This is a genomic window from Mycobacterium sp. MMS18-G62 (assembly GCF_053877835.1).
Genome location: NZ_CM132662.1, coordinates 5950424 through 5967599 on the forward strand (window position 1 = coordinate 5950424; position 17176 = coordinate 5967599).

General features: G+C 64.8%; 20 protein-coding genes and 1 tRNA gene. 13 read left to right on the top strand and 8 right to left on the bottom strand.

Going from position 1 to position 17176, the window contains the following annotated elements:
- Position 1 precedes the first annotated feature (1 nt).
- Together ACWW36_RS29720 and ACWW36_RS29725 are read right to left on the bottom strand one after the other, a co-directional pair.
- Positions 2–430 (bottom strand): cobalamin B12-binding domain-containing protein, encoded by a 429-nt coding sequence (locus ACWW36_RS29720; protein WP_456139476.1) that lies wholly within the window; start codon positions 428–430, stop codon positions 2–4.
- Complete coding sequence (locus tag ACWW36_RS29725) at positions 431–2008, bottom strand: methylmalonyl-CoA mutase family protein (protein WP_456139477.1); 1578 nt, start codon at positions 2006–2008, stop codon at positions 431–433.
- Between the two features lie 177 nt (positions 2009–2185).
- Between ACWW36_RS29725 and ACWW36_RS29730 the strand changes: the two genes are divergently transcribed.
- From ACWW36_RS29730 to ACWW36_RS29760, 7 genes are all read left to right on the top strand, one after another.
- Positions 2186–3058 (top strand): SDR family oxidoreductase, encoded by an 873-nt coding sequence (locus ACWW36_RS29730; protein WP_456139478.1) that lies wholly within the window; start codon positions 2186–2188, stop codon positions 3056–3058.
- The gene (locus tag ACWW36_RS29735) at positions 3055–4548 is read left to right on the top strand and encodes a class I adenylate-forming enzyme family protein (RefSeq protein WP_456139479.1); all 1494 of its coding nucleotides are present in this window, start codon (positions 3055–3057) and stop codon (positions 4546–4548) included. Before ACWW36_RS29730 ends, ACWW36_RS29735 begins: the two co-directional genes overlap by 4 nt.
- On the top strand, positions 4545–4847 hold the full coding sequence (locus tag ACWW36_RS29740) for a hypothetical protein (RefSeq protein WP_456139480.1): 303 nt from the start codon (positions 4545–4547) through the stop codon (positions 4845–4847). Before ACWW36_RS29735 ends, ACWW36_RS29740 begins: the two co-directional genes overlap by 4 nt.
- Positions 4848–4859: 12 nt before the next feature.
- A complete protein-coding gene (locus ACWW36_RS29745; protein WP_456139481.1) occupies positions 4860–6323 on the top strand; it encodes an adenylate/guanylate cyclase domain-containing protein in 1464 nt (487 codons plus the stop codon).
- Between the two features lie 146 nt (positions 6324–6469).
- A complete protein-coding gene (locus ACWW36_RS29750; RefSeq protein WP_456139482.1) occupies positions 6470–7282 on the top strand; it encodes a putative hydro-lyase in 813 nt (270 codons plus the stop codon).
- Positions 7269–8609 (top strand): MFS transporter, encoded by a 1341-nt coding sequence (locus ACWW36_RS29755; RefSeq protein ID WP_456139483.1) that lies wholly within the window; start codon positions 7269–7271, stop codon positions 8607–8609. The genes ACWW36_RS29750 and ACWW36_RS29755 overlap by 14 nt, the downstream gene beginning before the upstream one ends.
- Positions 8610–8613: 4 nt before the next feature.
- Entirely contained in the window at positions 8614–9444 is an 831-nt protein-coding gene (locus tag ACWW36_RS29760; protein ID WP_456139484.1) for an SDR family NAD(P)-dependent oxidoreductase, read from the top strand.
- Positions 9445–9450: 6 nt separating this feature from the next.
- Here the strand turns inward: ACWW36_RS29760 and ACWW36_RS29765 are convergent, their stop codons facing one another.
- The gene (locus ACWW36_RS29765; protein ID WP_456139485.1) at positions 9451–10713 is read right to left on the bottom strand and encodes an amidohydrolase family protein; all 1263 of its coding nucleotides are present in this window, start codon (positions 10711–10713) and stop codon (positions 9451–9453) included.
- A 24-nt stretch (positions 10714–10737) separates the two neighbouring features.
- Here ACWW36_RS29765 and ACWW36_RS29770 point away from each other — a divergent pair, with 24 nt between their 5' ends.
- Positions 10738–11574 carry an AraC family transcriptional regulator gene (locus ACWW36_RS29770; protein WP_456139486.1) on the top strand — a complete coding sequence of 279 codons (837 nt, stop codon included), beginning with the start codon at positions 10738–10740 and terminating at the stop codon, positions 11572–11574.
- Here ACWW36_RS29770 and ACWW36_RS29775 read toward each other — a convergent pair.
- Positions 11571–12203: a TetR/AcrR family transcriptional regulator gene (locus ACWW36_RS29775; RefSeq protein ID WP_456139487.1), complete on the bottom strand. Its 633-nt coding sequence runs from the start codon at positions 12201–12203 to the stop codon at positions 11571–11573. The genes ACWW36_RS29770 and ACWW36_RS29775 overlap by 4 nt on opposite strands.
- A gap of 150 nt (positions 12204–12353) precedes the next feature.
- Here ACWW36_RS29775 and ACWW36_RS29780 point away from each other — a divergent pair, with 150 nt between their 5' ends.
- Positions 12354–12659 carry a WhiB family transcriptional regulator gene (locus ACWW36_RS29780; RefSeq protein WP_456142684.1) on the top strand — a complete coding sequence of 102 codons (306 nt, stop codon included), beginning with the start codon at positions 12354–12356 and terminating at the stop codon, positions 12657–12659.
- A gap of 37 nt (positions 12660–12696) precedes the next feature.
- On the top strand, positions 12697–13356 hold the full coding sequence (locus ACWW36_RS29785) for a hypothetical protein (RefSeq protein WP_456139488.1): 660 nt from the start codon (positions 12697–12699) through the stop codon (positions 13354–13356).
- Positions 13357–13373: 17 nt separating this feature from the next.
- Here the strand turns inward: ACWW36_RS29785 and ACWW36_RS29790 are convergent.
- Positions 13374–13456 (bottom strand) — tRNA-Leu (locus tag ACWW36_RS29790).
- A 65-nt stretch (positions 13457–13521) separates the two neighbouring features.
- Between ACWW36_RS29790 and ACWW36_RS29795 the strand changes: the two genes are divergently transcribed.
- Genes ACWW36_RS29795 through ACWW36_RS29805 form a run of 3 tightly spaced genes read left to right on the top strand, consistent with a single transcriptional unit; the run spans position 13522 to position 14964 of the window.
- Positions 13522–14286 carry a helix-turn-helix domain-containing protein gene (locus ACWW36_RS29795; protein WP_456139489.1) on the top strand — a complete coding sequence of 255 codons (765 nt, stop codon included), beginning with the start codon at positions 13522–13524 and terminating at the stop codon, positions 14284–14286.
- The gene (locus tag ACWW36_RS29800; RefSeq protein WP_456139490.1) at positions 14267–14635 is read left to right on the top strand and encodes a hypothetical protein; all 369 of its coding nucleotides are present in this window, start codon (positions 14267–14269) and stop codon (positions 14633–14635) included. The genes ACWW36_RS29795 and ACWW36_RS29800 overlap by 20 nt, the downstream gene beginning before the upstream one ends.
- Positions 14632–14964: a DUF3817 domain-containing protein gene (locus tag ACWW36_RS29805; RefSeq protein WP_456139491.1), complete on the top strand. Its 333-nt coding sequence runs from the start codon at positions 14632–14634 to the stop codon at positions 14962–14964. The genes ACWW36_RS29800 and ACWW36_RS29805 overlap by 4 nt, the downstream gene beginning before the upstream one ends.
- On the opposite strand, the gene rdgB is transcribed toward ACWW36_RS29805, so the two are convergent.
- The 3 genes from rdgB to ACWW36_RS29820 are packed head-to-tail and all read right to left on the bottom strand — an operon-like array spanning position 14954 to position 17150.
- Positions 14954–15565, bottom strand: a complete 612-nt coding sequence (rdgB, locus tag ACWW36_RS29810; protein ID WP_456142685.1) for an RdgB/HAM1 family non-canonical purine NTP pyrophosphatase — start codon at positions 15563–15565, stop codon at positions 14954–14956. The genes ACWW36_RS29805 and rdgB overlap by 11 nt on opposite strands.
- A complete protein-coding gene (gene rph / locus ACWW36_RS29815) occupies positions 15562–16344 on the bottom strand; it encodes a ribonuclease PH (RefSeq protein ID WP_456139492.1) in 783 nt (260 codons plus the stop codon). Before rph ends, rdgB begins: the two co-directional genes overlap by 4 nt.
- Positions 16345–16376: 32 nt before the next feature.
- On the bottom strand, positions 16377–17150 hold the full coding sequence (locus ACWW36_RS29820) for a cyclic nucleotide-degrading phosphodiesterase (protein WP_456139493.1): 774 nt from the start codon (positions 17148–17150) through the stop codon (positions 16377–16379).
- Positions 17151–17176 lie beyond the last annotated feature (26 nt).

Consider the following 17176-nt stretch of genomic DNA (forward strand, 5'->3'; position numbering starts at 1 on the left):
ATCATTCTCCCACCCCTGCTTCGCCCGCCCGCAAATCGACCCTCTCCGATGTCAGCTTGCGCACCTCGTCGACAAGGACATCCAACGGCGTACCGGTCGGAAACACCGCGGCAGCACCGGCTTCCAGCAGTTTGGATACGTCGCTTTGCGGGATGGTGCCGCCGACGACGACTGCGATGTCGCCAGCATCGGCCGCCCGCAGCGCGTCGACGGTGCGGGTCGTCAACGCCAGGTGTGCACCCGACAGAATCGAAAGCCCCACCAGCGCAACGTCTTCCTGCAGTGCGATCGAGACGATGTCCTCGATGCGCTGGCGAATGCCGGTGTAGATGACTTCGAATCCGGCGTCGCGCAGCGTGCGCGCGACGATCTTGGCGCCACGGTCGTGGCCGTCGAGGCCAGGCTTGGCAACAAGTACACGAATTGCCATCTAGAACACCACCGGCTGCTGGAATTCGCCCCACACCGCTTTGAGTGCAGAGACCATTTCACCGACCGTGCAGTAGGCGTTGGCGCAATCGATGAGCTTGTGCATCAGGTTGTCATCGCCTTCCGCCGCGCGCGACAGGGCGGCTAGAGCTTCTTTCACCGCGACGGGGTCGCGCTCGGCCTTGACCTTCGACAGCCGCTTGAGCTGGACGTCGCGACCCTCGGCATCGAGTTCGTAGGTGGCCAGGTCGGGCGGCGGCTCGTTCACGACGAACCGGTTCACCCCGACCACCGGGCGCTCACCCGATTCCACCTCCTGGTGGATCTTGAACGCCTCGTCGGCGATCAGACCCTGCAGGTAACCGTCCTCGATCGCGCGGACCATGCCGCCGTGCTGCTCGAGGTCGTGCATGATCTCGATGATCTTCTCCTCGGTGGCGTCGGTGAGCGCCTCGACGAAGTAGGACCCGCCGAGTGGGTCGGCCACCTTCGTGACGCCGGTCTCGTACGCCAGGATCTGCTGCGTGCGCAGAGCCAGCGTCGCCGACTCCTCGCTGGGCAGCGCGAACGGCTCGTCCCACGCAGCGGTGAACATCGATTGCACTCCGCCCAACACCGCGGCCATCGCCTCGTAGGCGACCCGCACGAGATTGTTCTGCGCCTGCGGCGCATACAACGACGCACCGCCGGCGACGCATCCGAACCGGAACATCGACGCCTTGTCCGTGGTGGCGCCGTAGCGTTCGCGCACGATCGTCGCCCACCGCCTGCGGCCAGCCCGGTACTTCGCGATCTCCTCGAAGAAGTCGCCGTGCGTATAGAAGAAGAACGAGATCTGCGGCGCGAACTGGTCGATGGTCATTCGGCCGCGTTCGACCACGGTGTCGCAGTACGTCACGCCGTCGGCAAGCGTGAACGCCATCTCCTGAACGGCGTTGGCGCCGGCATCACGGAAGTGGGCCCCGGCGACCGAGATCGCGTTGAACCTGGGCACCTCAGCCGCGCAGAACTCGATGGTGTCGGCGATCAGCCGCAGCGACGGCTCCGGCGGCCAGATCCACGTGCCGCGGGAGGCGTACTCCTTGAGGATGTCGTTCTGGATGGTGCCGGTCAGTTTGGCTCGCGGCACGCCCTTCTTCTCCGCGGCGGCGACATAGAAGGCCAGCAGGATCGCCGCCGTGCCGTTGATCGTGAAGCTGGTGCTGATCGCCTCCAGCGGGATGCCGTCGAACAGGATCTCGGCGTCGGCCAGGGTGTCGACCGCGACGCCGACCCGGCCGACCTCCTCGCCGAACTCCGGGTCATCGGAGTCGTAGCCGCATTGCGTTGGCAGATCCAGCGCCACGGACAGGCCCGTGCCGCCCTGATCCAACAGGTAGCGGTAACGACGGTTGGACTCCTCGGCCGTTCCGAAACCCGAGTACTGACGGAACGTCCAAGTCTTGCCGCGGTACCCGCTGGCGAAGTTGCCGCGTGTAAAGGGATACGCGCCCGGCGGAGGCGGATCGCCGGCCCGATCGGCCGGTCCGTAGACAGGCTCGAGCGGGATGCCGGAGGGCGTCTGAACAGGGTCGGTCATCACTGGATAACGTACTTGCAAAAAATGAGAATGCCAATACCGCACGGCGGAAACATGCACTGGGCAGGGGGCGCCGGAGGTGACGGAAGGCCGCCGAACCCCCGGTAAACAGCGAATATGGCACTTGCTTAGAATGAGAATGCCAATACCATCGAGGGCGGCGCATCAAGGAGGCCCATGTCCACGTTCACCGACCGCACCCTCGTCGTCTCGGGGGGTAGCCGTGGCATCGGGCTGGCCATTGCGCTGGGCGCCGCCAAACAGGGCGCGAACGTCGTGCTGCTGGCCAAGACGGCCGAGCCGCACCCGAAGCTGCCGGGAACCGTTTACACCGCCGTTGCCGAGATTGAACAGGCCGGCGGCAAGGGCGTCGCCGTGGTGGGCGACGTCCGTAAGGAGGACGACGTCCAGCGCGCCGTCGATACCGCGGTCGAGCAGTTCGGTGGCATCGACATCGTCATCAACAACGCCAGCGCCATCGCGACCGAACCGACCGAGGACCTGTCGGTCAAGAAGTTCGATCTGATGATGGACATCAACGTGCGCGGCACGTTCCTGCTGACCAAGGCGGCGTTGCCGCACCTACGCAAGTCGGCTTCGCGGACGCGTGGGGCCACGTCCGAAGGACAGGGGAGAGCACAAAAGGCATCAGCCCACGTGGTGACGCTGGCCCCGCCGCTGAACATGAACCCGTACTGGCTGGGCGCCCATCCCTCCTACACGCTGTCGAAGTACGGGATGACACTGCTGACGCTGGGCTGGGCGGCCGAATACGCCGACGCCGGCGTCGGCTTCAGCTGTCTGTGGCCGGAGACTTATATCGCGACCTCGGCGGTCGCCAACATGGCCAAAGGCCAACTGATGTCCTCCTCGCGCAGCCCGGAAATCATGGCCGACGCCGCGGTCGAGATCTTGTCCAGGGCGCCTGCGGACGTGAACGGTCAGTGCTTCATCGACTCCGCCGTGCTGGCCGATTCCGGCGTCACCGACCTATCCCGCTATGGCGGCGGCGACAACCCCATCCTTGATATCTTCGTCGACAAGTCATGAGCATCTCCTTGCTGCTGGAAATGGCAGCGTCATCGAACCCGGACCGCACTGCGGTGGTGTCCGGCGACTTGCGCCTGACGACAAGCGAACTGAGCTCACTCGCCGACGGTGGTGCCGGAGTCATCGCGGCATCCGGCGCCCAGCACGCGGCGTACGTCGGCATGGGCGGTGTGATGCTGCCGTTGCTGCTGTTTTCCTCCGCCCGTGCGGGTGTTGCGTTCACGCCGCTGAACTACCGCCTCAGCGAGGACGGCCTGCGGCAGTTGATCGACCGCCTGCCGACGCCGTTGGTGATCGCCGACGCCGAATACCGGGACGTGCTGGCCGGCGCAGGCAAGCAGGTCATCACCTCCGAGGAATTCATCGACGCTGCCCGCACGAGCGAGCCCGCTGCGGAATTCCCGGATCCCGACGATGTCGGGGTGGTGCTCTTCACGTCGGGCACCACGTCGCGGCCCAAAGCCGTTGAACTGACCCATAACAACTTGACCAGCTATGTGACCGGCACCGTGGAGTTCGACTCCGCGGAACCCAGCGACGCCGCGTTGATCTGTGTGCCGCCGTATCACATCGCCGGAGTCGGCGCCGCGTTGTCGAACCTCTATGCGGGACGAAAGATGGTGTATCTGCGCCAGTTCGACCCGGACGAGTGGGTGCGCCTGGTACGCGACGAAGGTGTGACGACGGCGACCGTGGTGCCGACGATGCTGGACCGAATCGTGACGGTGCTGGAGCGCGAAAACGTGGAGCTGCCGACGCTGCGCAACTTGGCCTACGGCGGTTCGAAGGTGGCTCTTCCGTTGGTGCGAAAGGCTCTTGGCCTGCTGCAGGACGTTGGCTTCGTCAACGCCTACGGTCTCACCGAGACCAGCTCGACGATCGCGGTGCTGGGCCCCGAAGACCACCGGGTCGCACTGGGTGCGTCGGATGAGGCGGTCGCTCGTCGGCTGGGGTCCGTCGGACAGCCGGTACCCAGCGTCGAGGTGCAGATCCGCGCCGAGGACGGCACCGTTCTCGGCGCGGGTGAGACCGGTGAGCTGTTCGTCCGGGGCGAGCAGGTGTCGGGCCGCTACGCCGAGATCGGTTCGGTGCTCGATGCCGACGGCTGGTTCCCCACCAAAGACGTTGCGATGCTTGACGAGGACGGCTACCTGTTCATCGGCGGCCGGTCCGACGACACCATCATCCGCGGCGGGGAGAACATCGCTCCCGCCGAAATCGAGGATGTTCTCGTCGAGCACCCGTCCGTACGCGATTGCGCGGTGGTCGGTCCGGAGGATCCCGAATGGGGCCAGATCATCGTCGCGGTCGTGGTGCCCGCCGAAGGCACGACGCCCGACCCAGACGAACTGCGCGAGCACGTGCGAGCGCATCTACGCGGATCACGCACACCCGATCGAGTGGTGTTTCGCGATGAGCTGCCGACCAACGCAACCGGCAAAGTGCTGCGCCGCGAACTGGTCGACGAATTGACAAGGAGCCGAACATGATCAAGAACGGCACACGGCTGCAGAGCCAGGTCTGCGATACGCAGGTGATCGTCGTCCGCAGCGCCGACAGCCTCGACGATCTGCGAGCGGGCGGCGTCCCGATGGTGCCGCTTGATGCCGAAAAATCAACCGACGCCACCATCGACACGGCATTCTCTGACGGCAACGTGATGGGCAAGCGCTACGTCGACGAAAACGGCGCCGAGGTGCTCGTCACCAAGGCGGGCGCCGGCACACTGTCTATCGGCACGACGCCCCTCAATCTGAAGGAAGCCAAGCCGCTGCCGGCCAGCGACTGACACGATGGCCGCATGAGGCCGCGCAACCTGCTCAGTCGATACGCGGCAGGCCTTGCATTCGCCTATCTACTGTCGGCTCTTGAAGTCATCGCGATCGTCATCTCGGTCAGCGGCGAGGCAGTCATCGGCGCACAGGCCGTTCTCGGCGCGAAAAATCTCATCGCGACGGTGGCGATCGTCATCGTTGGAACGCTCTCCGTGTGGCTGAGCGGCGTCGCTTTGGTCGGCCGCGCACTTCACCGGGCGGGTTCTGACCGGCAGCGGAAGTCCCCGAATATCACCCGCCGCCAATCAGCGATCCTCCTGACGCCGTGGGCCGTCGCGGCGGTCGTCATGGTTCCGTTGAATGCCGGCAACGGCGGCAGAGTCGAGATGCTGATCGTCTCGGCGATCATATTCGGTGCGACGGCGACGGTATGCACCGGCTTCCTGTTCACCCAACGCCCGTTGCGCGCCCTGATGGTCGCGGCCACAGTGGATTTGGAGCATGCCGAGAGGGCGCCAGGAGTGCGCGCACGATTGATCCTGATGTGGACCATGTGCACAGCGCTTCCCGGTGCCGGAATTGTGACCCTGGTGTTGTTGCGCGCCAACGGATGGATCATCCACAACAACGCGCCGATCGAGGTTCCCGTCTTGGTGCTTGCGCTCGTCGCCGTCGTGCTGGGTTTGCGCGCAATGATTCTCGTGTCTTCGTCCATCTCGGACCCCGTTCACGAGGTCGTCGACGCTATGGCTGAGGTCGAACGCGGGCACATCAGCCAGAAGATCGACGTTTATGAGCGCTCCGAAATCGGGCAACTTCAAAGCGGATTCAACCGCATGGTGGCCGGGCTGCAGGAACGCGACCAGCTGCGCGATCTGTTCGGCCGTCACGTCGGCGAAGAAGTCGTCCGCAGGGCCGTCCAAGAGAACGAATCCCTTTCGGGAGATGAGCGTGAAGTCGCGATCTTGTTCATCGACCTCGTGGGTTCGACGCAGTTGGCGGCGACGCGGGAACCCTATGAGGTGGCCGAAGTGCTCAATGACTTCTTCCGCATCGTCGTCGCTGCAGTCGACGAGCGACGGGGGCTGATCAACAAATTCCAGGGTGACGCCGTGTTGGCTGTCTTCGGCGCACCGTTGCGCATCGACGCTCCAGCGACATCGGCATTGGCAACCGCCCGCGCCCTTCGCGATGAGTTAGGCCTCTTGCCAGTGGATTTCGGCATTGGGATATCGGCGGGACCGGTCTTCGCCGGAAACATCGGCGCGGAAAACCGCTATGAGTACACGGTGGTCGGCGACGCCGTGAATGAGGCGGCACGGCTGGCGGACCGCGCGAAGGAGTTCGACGGGCGGGTGCTGTGTTCAGGAGCCGCCTTGCTTCGTACCGACGCGACCGAACGCCGGTGCTGGGCCCTGTGCGGTTCTGAGGTACTGCGCGGTCGATCGGAGGCGACGGAAATGTCGGCGCCACGCCAGCGGGTCGACTAGCGCCGCCTCAGAGGCGGGTAGCAAAGTGCCCGCCCACTGAGCGACAACTTCCTCCCATCGACCGTCTGTCGCTCGGTAGGCGGGCAAATTTCGAGACCACCCCGACGAGGTGGGTTATGTACGTCGCGCGACGGGAATGCAGGCATATGACTTTGCGCGTCGAGGACACCGCTGTCGATGCGCGCCTTGGCATCCGCAGAGGTGAGCACACTGGTCCTACCAGCGGCTTGGCCCCCGGCTTCGCGCAGGCCAACCTCGTCGTGCTGCCCGTGGAGTATGCACTCGATTTCCTGCGCTTTTGCGTACGTAATCCGAAGCCGTGCCCGCTGCTCGAGGTGACCGATACGGGGTCGACGCGGCCGATGATGCTTGCGCCGGACGCTGATCTGCGGACCGACGTGCCGCGTTACCGCGTGTTCCGTGATGGCGAGCTTGTCGACGAGCCAACGGACGTGACGCGGTATTGGCGCGACGATCTGGTGGGGTTCCTGCTGGGCTGCTCGTTCACCTTCGAGTGGGCGCTGGCCGCCGCCGGCCTGCCGCTCGCCCATCAATTGCAAGGCGTGAACGTCCCGATGTACGTCACCACGCGTCGTTGTATCACCGCGGGGCCATTCGCAGGACCGCTGGTCGTGTCGATGCGGCCCTTCTCCCCCGCCGATGTACCGCGCGCGGTCGAGGTCTCGTCTCGTTTCCCCGCCATGCATGGCGGGCCCGTCCATGTCGGCGATCCGGCAGCGCTCGGCATCGCCGACCTCGGCGCGCCCGACTTCGGCGATTCCGTTTCGATTGGGCCCGACGAAGTGCCGGTCTTCTGGGCGTGCGGGGTGACACCACAGGCCGTCGTGCTCGAGGCCCGGCCGTCGCTGGCGATCTTCCACGCGCCGGGCCACATGTTCATCACCGATCGACCTCACGTCGACTTCGACAGTCAGGAGGCAGGCCATGGCCACCCATGACACGACCCACCGGCATGCTGACGTAGAACCACAGGTCATTCGCAGAGCGGTATGCGCGGCCGCGATCGGCAACACCGTCGAGTGGTACGACTTCGCGATCTACGGCTTCCTGGCGACGTTCATCGCCGCGAAGTTCTTCCCGCCCGGCGACGAAACCGCTGCGCTGCTCAACACATTCGCGATCTTCGCCGCCGCGTTCTTCATGCGGCCGCTGGGCGGGTTCTTCTTCGGGCCGCTGGGCGATCGCATCGGTAGGCAACGGGTGCTCGCGGTGGTGATCCTGCTGATGTCGGGTTCGACGTTCGCGATCGGTCTGCTGCCAAGCTACGCCGCGATAGGTGTGTTTGCACCGCTGTCGCTGCTGTTTTTGCGCTGCCTGCAAGGCTTTTCGGCCGGCGGCGAATACGGCAGCGGTGCATGCTTCCTCGCGGAGTATGCACCCGACAAACACCGCGGCTTCGTGGTGTCGTTCCTCGTCTGGTCGGTCGTCGTCGGATTCCTGTTGGGCTCGTTGACCGTAACGGGTCTTGAGACGGTGCTCTCCGATAGCGCAATGGATTCCTACGGCTGGCGCATTCCCTTCTTGATCGCAGGCGTGCTCGGCGCTGTCGGCCTCTACATCAGGCTGCGGCTCGGCGACACACCGGAGTTCGAGTCACTGCGCGAAGAGGGAGAGTTAGCGACCTCACCATTGAAGGAGGCCGTGACGACGTCGTGGCGGCCGATTCTGCAAATCGCCGGTTTAGTGGTGATCCACAATGTCGGCTTCTACATCGTATTCACGTTCTTGCCAAGCTATTTCACGAAGACACTCGGCTTCACCAAGACCGACGCGTTCGTGTCGATCACGGTGGCGAGCCTCGTCGCGCTGATTCTGATTCCTCCGCTCGGCGCATTGTCGGACCGGATCGGGCGAAAGCCGCTTCTCCTGGCGGGGTCAGCGGCGTTCGCGGCATTCGCCTATCCGTTGTTCCTGCTGCTCAATTCCGGCTCGCTGCCCGCGGCGATCGCGGCTCATGCAGGGTTGGCGGCGATCGAGTCGGTGTTCGTGTGCGCATCGCTGGCAGCGGGGGCCGAGTTGTTCGCAACACGGGTTCGCTCGAGCGGCTATTCGATCGGATACAACGTGTCGGTCGCGGTGTTCGGCGGGACGGCGCCGTATGTAGCGACATGGCTGGTCGCTCACACGGGTAACGATCTGGCGCCGGCGTTCTACGTCATCGCTGCGGCCGTCGTCACATTCGCGACGGTGCTGACGATGCGCGAGACGGCCAATCGCCCACTTCCCCATCTCGTGCCTGCGAGGCGATCGGTGCCAATAAGCTGACGCCGTGACTGCCTCGGCGCCCTTGAGCGGACAGGTCGCCGTGGTGACCGGCGGCGCGCTCGGCATCGGCGGCGGCATCAGCCGGCGGCTGGCCGCGGCGGGTGCACACGTCGTCCTTGCCGATATCAACGCCGAGGCGGCCGATGCGACCCGCGACGAGATCGTCTCTGCGGGCGGCAAGTGCACCGTCGTCGTCGGTGATATCCGGGATCAGGAAACGGTGGCTGCGACGACGGAAACCGCTCTTGGCGTTGCTGATTCGCGGATCGACGTCCTGGTCAACAACGTCGGCGATTTCCGCCCGGCAGCGAGAACCTTTTTGCACAGCACAGAAGAGCAGTGGCAGACGCTGTACGAGCTCAACCTGCTGCACGTGCTGCGGATGTGTCATGCGGTGCTGCCCGCGATGGTGAGCCGCGGTCGGGGCGCGATCGTGAACAACGCGACGGTCGAGGCGTTTCGCGGCATTCCGTACGCCGCGGTGTATGCCGCGTTCAATGCCGGCGTGGTGGCGTTCACGCGCAGCTTGGCCGTCGACGTGGCGCAGCACGGCATCCGGGTCAATGCGATCGCGCCGGATCTCGCCGACACACCGCAGACGCCGGCCGCATTGATGCTGCGCGGACGCGATCCGTCGTTGATCCGCACCTGGATCCCGGCGGGCCGATTCGGACAACCCGATGACTACGCAGCGGTCGTGCAGTTCCTCGCGTCCGACGATGCGCGGTTCGTCACCGGTCAGACGATCCCGGTCGACGGCGGCACACTGGCCGCGGCAGGGTGGTATGCGCGTGCGGACGGCAAGGGCTGGACGAATATGCCCAACGAGGCGTGACTCGGCTTACGCCTTGGCGAGCTGCTTTTCCTCGTAGAGTCGCGCCCACTCCTTGCGGGGCCGGATGGAGACGTCGACGTCGGTTGCCTTGGCGCGCAACGCGCCAACCGTCGCCTGCTCCTTGGGCGTCCGGGCGAACGGGTCCCAGCTGAAGAACCGGCAGGAGTTCTCCCAGGTGATCTTGTTGATGTCGGAGTCGTCGGCACCGGCGGCGTTCAGTTCGGCCAGCACCTGTTCGGGGGCATCGGGCCAGAAGCAGTCGGAGTGCGGGTAGTCGCACTCCCAGGCGATGATGTCGATGCCGATCTCGTGGCGCAGCTTCAGCGACGTCTTGTCGGTGACGTAGCACGCCAGCGAGTGTTCGCGGAACACGTCACTGGGCAGCTTGTCGCCGAAGTCGCGGCGCAGCCACTTCTGGTTGGTGTAGTGACGATCGCTGCGGTCGAGATAGAAAGGGATCCAGCCGATTCCGCCCTCGGAGAAGGCGAACTTGAGATCGGGATAGCTGCGCATCGCCGGGCCCCACAACAGATCCTGTGCGCACATCGCCGATACCTGGGTGGCGAGGATGATCATGTTGTCGATCGGCGCATTGGGCGCCATGCTGATCGCCCCGAAGCCGGTGCCGATGTGTAGGCACATCACGACGTTCTCTTCGGACAGCGTCCGGAACACCGGACCCCAGTGCTCTACGTCGTGATAACTCGGAAGGCCTTCCAGGTGAGGCAGTTCCGGCATCGTCACGGCGCGACAACCCTTGGCGGCCACGCGGCGGATCTCGTCGCACATCGCGTCGGGGTTCCACGTCGGCAGCACCGCAATCGGAATGAAGCGATCCGGATACGAGCCTGCCCACTCGTCGATGTGCCAGTCGTTGTAGGCCGACACCATCACGAGCGTGACCTCCTCGCGGTGCATGTTGAGGTGCCGGGCCGAGAAGCCGGTGAACGTCGGGAAGCACATCGACGCGAGGATGCCGTTGCGGTTCATGTCGCGGACGCGTTCGTGGACGTCGTAGACGCCGGGCCGCATCTCGGCGAAGCCGGCGGGGTCGCGGCCCCATTCCTCCGCGGGCCATGAGACGACGGCGTTGAGTCCGCTGACTCCTTGCGGGCGGCCCTGATACATCCACTGATCGACGCCCTTGTCGTCGGTCACCACGACCGGCGCTTCATCCTTGTACTTGGCAGGCACGTGGCGGAGGAACATGTCGGGTGGCTCGACGACGTGGTCGTCGATGCTCACGAGGATCAGGTCGTCGGTGTTCATACCCCAGTAGTACCGTCTACCCGTGTGACCGTCTCTGCGCTTTCGGACAGAGGTTTAGCCGAATCGGCCAATATCCGGCCCGTCATCGAGCTGCGTCGCGGCGGCCGCGCGCTGGGCGGCAGCTACCTCTATGAGGGCGACGCGCTGATCACCGGATGGCACTCGCACGAGGTGCATCAGATCGAATACGCCGTCGGCGGCGTGGTGGAGGTTGAGACGGCGTCGGCGCACTATCTGCTGCCGCCGCAGCAGGCCGCGTGGATCCCGGTGGGACTGGAGCATCAGGCCACGATGAACCCGGACGTCAGGACCGTGGCAGTGATGTTCGATCCGTCGCTGGTGCCCGACGGTGGTGACAGAGCCCGCATTCTGGCGGTGTCGCCGTTGATCAGGGAGATGATGATCTACGCGCTGCGGTGGCCGATCGACCGGGCGGACGGCGACGAGGAATCCGACAGCTTCTTTCGCACCTTGGCGAACCTCGTGTGTGAGGCGCTCGACCACGAGGCGCCGCTGAGCCTGCCGACGTCGGAGAACCCGATTGTGGCGGCGGCGATGGCGTATACGAAAGACCACCTCGATTCGGTGACGGCCGTCGACGTCAGCCGCGCAGTGTCGGTGTCGGAGCGAACGTTGCGACGGCTGTTTCAGGACACGCTCGGGCTGTCGTGGCGGACGTACCTTTTGCATGCGCGGATGCTGCGGGCGATGGCATTGCTTGCCGCACCTGGACAGTCGGTGCAGGAGACGTCGACGGCGGTGGGCTTCGACAGCCTGAGCTCGTTCACGCGCGCGTTCGCGCAATTCTGCGGAGAGACACCGTCGACGTATCGGAAAAGGGTTGGCGGCGGCCGTATTTAGCCTTCGGTATGCCGAAAAAGGCCCTCACGCAGCAGCGTATTGACGGAGTCTTGCCAACGGTCGAGCTGGGTAGGCGTGGTGAGGGGCTCGGGGAGATGCCGCTCGATATGACCCCTCAAGATGATCGTGCCCAGCGGTAGGACAAGAGCGTTCAGCGCTGCCCACGTCAGATCGATATCGGGGCGGGTCTGCCCGAGATCACCGCGCTGTTTCCAGCGGTCTATGCCGGCGGCCACCAGATAGTCGAAGATCTCCGTTCCCAGTGGGCTGCCTTCGATGAGGGCGCGGCCCAGATAGTCGATAACGTCAGGGTGCTCGGCAACGATCCCCGTGACCCTTTTTCCGATCGCGGTTAGCGAGTCCCCTGGCGGCTGCGGGATGGGTGGCGACATCGTCGCGATCACTACGGCGCGGACATGGTCGTCGACGGCCTTGATGAGGCCGGCTTTTGTGGCGAAATGGTGTTGCACCAGCCCAAGGGACACGCCTGCGGCCGCAGCGACCGTCCGAAGCGATGTCGCCGACGTGCCATAGGTGGCGAAACTTTTGAGCGCCGCATCGCGTATCCGCTCGATACTCGCGGGCGCACTTGCGCCCACTCCGTCAGCTTCGGGCAGCACGACTGTCATTCATACGCCTAGGTAAGAGGGGTCATATCGACACGGTCGACAATACACCTGTATGGTGGGTGGCGATACAGATGTATTGTCGATTGATTTCGGGGGCCGACGCTCTTGCCAGACCACAACGGAACCGCCACGACGCCGCACGGCGATGTCATCGCGCTCGTGTTAGGTGAGACGCCGGTCGCGGCGTGCACCCGCGATCCGGAACGGTGGACCGCGCGGGCCGACGAGGGCGCCAAGGCGATCTGCCGCGCTTGTCCGCTCCGGTGGCAGTGCGCTCGAGAAGCATGTGAGACGCCGGGAGCGGAAGGGATATGGGCCGGCATCTTGATACCCGAGGCCGGTCGTTCGCGCCGGTTCGCGTTGATGCAGCTACGTTCCCTCGCGGAGCTCAACGGATTTCCGGTGCGCACTGTGGCGCGCTCCAGTCAGGACACCGGCAGTTCGATCGCGAGTTGACGAGGTGTCGCCGCATACCCCATAGGGTCTGATGACTATGGCTGCCGATGCCATTGACGTTCCGGGTTTGCACGCCGCGATGCGCGCGAGTCTGCGCGCGGCTACTCCGTTCGACTTGCCAGCCGACCTCGTCATGTCGTGTTCGGACTCGGCCGCGAATGATGAGGTCCAGAAGCTAGAAGAGGTATTTCGGCTCGCCGTCACGACATCACTGGCGTCAATCCCTACCGTCGACCGGACCAACCGGCTCAATGGAGTCACCGGTCACATCGCAGAATCCGTCGTCGCATGCCTTTGGGAAGACCTGGGTTTTACGCCCATCCAACACATGGTCGGTCCGGAGTCGGGCGGACACGGCGTCGACCTTCTCATGCTGACACCAGGATTCGAGGCGGTCTTCAGCATCGAGGTCAAGGGAACCTTGCAACGCGGCCGCTGGCCGAGGTTGACGCGCGGTGAAGTTGCTCAGATGACCGCAGAGTGGCTGGACAAGACGGACAACCCGGGTATGGCGGACCACGACCTTGTCAGTGGCGACGTATATGGAGCGGTGGCGTTGGTCAACTTCGCACGCATGCAGTGGAAGGCCGCGGTAACGGCCGATTTCAGCAGTGCACACCCGATCACGGATACGGCGCAGTTAGAAGACGTCGCATGGCTTGTCGACGCCGCCAATGGAGTGGCTCGATTTGACTAGCTGAGTCCTTGACCTTGTGCGGGCGGAGGGAGTCGAACCCCCACGCTCTCTCGAGCAATGGCACCTAAAGCCATCGTGTCTGCCATTCCACCACGCCCGCGGCGTGATGATCCTACCGTCCAGCGAGTCGACGAATCTGTCGGTGGCACTGCATAGCTTGGTCCCATGCGGTCGGCAGAAGAGTTCGACGCCGCCAAGCGGCTCATCGCAGCGGGGCTGAATGACTGTGCGATTGCGCGCCAGATCGGCGTGCCACGCACGACAGTGCGGGACTGGCGACGGCGACCGGCGATTCGGTCGCGAGACTTGAACGCACCCTGCACGGCACATGACTTCTCACAGCTCCCGGCAAAGGCGTACTGCTATTTGCTTGGGCTGTATCTCGGAGATGGTTGCATCTCCCGGAATCCGCGGGTCTGGCATCTACGCATCACCCTCGACAAGAAATACCCGCCGATCATCGACCGTTGCCGTCAGGCGATCGAGATCTTGATGCCAGGACAGCGCGCAGGGACGGTGCAGCGCGTTGGCTGTGTGGACGTGTCTATCACCTCGAAACACTGGCCTTGCCTGTTCCCGCAACACGGCCCTGGAAAGAAGCACACGCGACGGATCGCACTGGAACCCTGGCAACAAGCGCTCGTCGACCAAGCCACCGAGGAATTCGTCCTCGGTTTGATCCACAGCGACGGCTGCCGCGTCGTCGCGAACGACCGCGGCGTCCGCAGCATCCGCTACCACTTCTCCAACCGATCCGAAGACATCATCGGCCTCTTCACTGCCGCGCTCGACGCCCTGAACATCCCGTGGACACGGTCAACCAAGTACATCGTCTCCATCTACCGAAAGGCGGCCACCGCCCGCCTGGACGAATTCGTCGGGCCCAAGGACCGCGCGGTACCGTTGATTGGTGTCCACTACGCGGCGTAGGAGACCGGCGCTCGTCGCTCTGGTGATCGTCGGCGCCGCCGGCTGCCTTGCCCTTGCTTGGTGGCAGTGGAATCGCTTCGAGTCAGCGTCGGGCAGTTTCCAAAACCTCGGCTACGCACTCCAGTGGCCGCTCTTCGCCGGCTTCGTGGTCTATGCCTATTACAAATTCGTCCGCTACGAAGAGGCCCCGCCAGAGCCGAGGCAACACGACAGTGTCTCCGAGATACCCTCCGGTCTCCTGCCCGAAAGACCCAAGCCCGCAAGCCATTCCGACGACCCCACACTTCGCGAGTACAACGCCTACCTCGCCGAGCTCGCCCAGAAAGACAAGGAACACCCGACGACATGACGGAAGCCACCACCCCTGTCGAGACCATCCGCAAGGCCCTGCTCGTTTACCGCGTCATGGCCTGGACCACCGGCATCTGGCTCATCGCGCTCTGCTACGAGATCGTTCTTCGGTACGTCGTCAAGGTGGACAATCCACCCACCTGGATCGGCATCGTGCACGGCTGGGTGTATTTCGTCTATCTGATCGCCACGGCAAACCTCGCGGTCAAGGTGCGCTGGCCCATCGCCAAGACCATCGGTGTGCTGCTGGCGGGCACCATCCCGCTCGTCGGCATCGTCGTCGAGCACTTCCAGACCGCGGAGATCAAGCAGCGGTTCAGCTTGTAGCCAGCTCGCGCAACGCCGGAACCAGCTGAGCCAACGCCCTACCGCGGTGCGACACCGCGTCCTTCTCTTCCGGGCTCAGCTCCGCCGCCGTCTTCGAAGATCCCGACGGTAGGAACACCGGGTCGTAGCCGAAGCCGCCGTCTCCCCGCGGCTCCCGCACGATGCTGCCCGGCCACACCCCGCGCACCACGACCTCGCCTGCTCCAAAAACCAACGCGCATGCCGACACGAACGCCGCTCCCCGCCGCGAGTCCGGCACATCGGCCATCTGCGCCAGCAGCAGGGACGTGTTCGCAAGGTCGTCGCCGTGTCGGCCCGACCATCGTGCCGACAGCACTCCCGGCATCCCGTTCAGCGCTTCGACTTCCAGGCCCGAATCGTCTGCCACACAAGCCAAGCCGGTAGCCCGAAACGCGTCGCGCGCCTTCGCCAGCGCGTTCTCTTCGAATGTCGCACCGGTCTCCGGCACCTCGTCGAACGGCGCGACGTCATCCAAAGCCAAGAGCGTCAATGCCACCCCGGCAGCGTCGAGCACCCGGTGCAACTCGGCCAGCTTCTTGCGGTTGCGGCTGGCGACCAGCAGCCTGGAAATTGAAGTCAGCTCCCGAACGCCTTCTTCGACGGCTCCGCCGGCTCCGGCAGCACCCCGGGATACGGCAACTCCAGCGCCTCGCGCTGGATCGCGAACAACTGCTCACACGCAACCATCGCCACGTCGAGCATCTTGTCCAGCGTCGAGCGCGGGAACGTCGCGCCCTCCCCCGTGCCCTGAATCTCGACCAGCGTGCCGGTGTCGGTGGCGACGACGTTCATGTCCACTTCGGCGCGGGCATCCTCGACATACGGCAAGTCGACGCGGATACGTCCGTCGACCACACCGACGCTGACCGCAGCGATCGCACACGACAACGGCCTCGGATCCGACAACCGACCCGCGGCCGCCAGATACGTCACCGCATCGGCCAGGGCCACATACGCACCCGTGATCGCCGCCGTGCGAGTGCCGCCGTCGGCCTGCAGCACGTCGCAGTCGAGCGCAATCGTGTTCTCCCCCAGCGCCGCCAGGTCGATGCACGCCCGCAGCGACCGGCCGACGAGTCTGCTGATCTCTTGTGTGCGTCCGCCGACGCGACCCTTGACCGACTCACGGTCCGACCGCTCGTGGGTGGCGGCGGGCAGCATCGCGTACTCGGCCGTCAACCAGCCCAGCCCGGAGCCCTTACGCCAGCGCGGCACACCCTCGTTGACGCTCGCCGTGCACATCACCCTCGTCTGGCCGAACTCCACCAACACGGATCCGGCTGGATGCGAAGTGAAACCACGGGTGATGCGAACCGGACGCAACTCGTCGTCGAGCCGGCCGTCTTCTCGTCTGGACACGCGCCAACACTAACCGGTCGGCCCGACGGCATTCAGGACCGTGTGACGTCAAACGCCTCGTTGCACACCACCGCGTGCACCGGCCCGTCGAACTCAGCCTTCGCCTCGCTGATGACGTCCTCGCGCGACGTCCACGGCGGAATGTGGGTCAGCAGTAACTCGGCGACGCCGGCCCGCGCGGCCGCCCTGCCGGCCTCCGTGCCCGACAGATGCAGTCGCGGCGGACGCGACGGATGGTGCGTCCACGACGCCTCGCACAGGAACACGTCGGCATCTCGGGCGAGATCGATCAGCGCGTCGCAATAGCCGGTGTCACCGCTGTAGACCAGCGTCGCGCCCGACGGATCCGTGATGCGCATCCCGTAGGACTCGGTCGGATGGCACACCAATCGCGGCATCACCGACAGTGAACCGATCTGTACCGCCTCGTTGTCGACCCAGTGCCGGATCTCGAAGACATCGGTGAAGTCGTCGATCTCCCCGCCCTCGGGTGACGACGCCGCGCCCAGCCGCGCCCATGTATTCGCCGGGCCGTACAACACGCCGCGTTCTTTTGCCGGCGACGGGTGATAGCGCCGCCACACGAACAGGCCCGGCAGGTCGAGGCAATGGTCGGCGTGCAGATGGGATAGCAGCACGTGCACGGAATTCGGGTCGGCGTGACGCTGCAATGCGCCCAGGACGCCGCCGCCAAAGTCAAGCACCAAAGGTGGGGTGTCTGGGGCTGTCACTAGGTAGCCCGAAGCTGGCGAATCAGGCCCGACAACACTGCCGGAGCAACCGAGTACGGTGATTCGCACGCCCACTAGCTTGCCATGCCCGCTATCCGCTT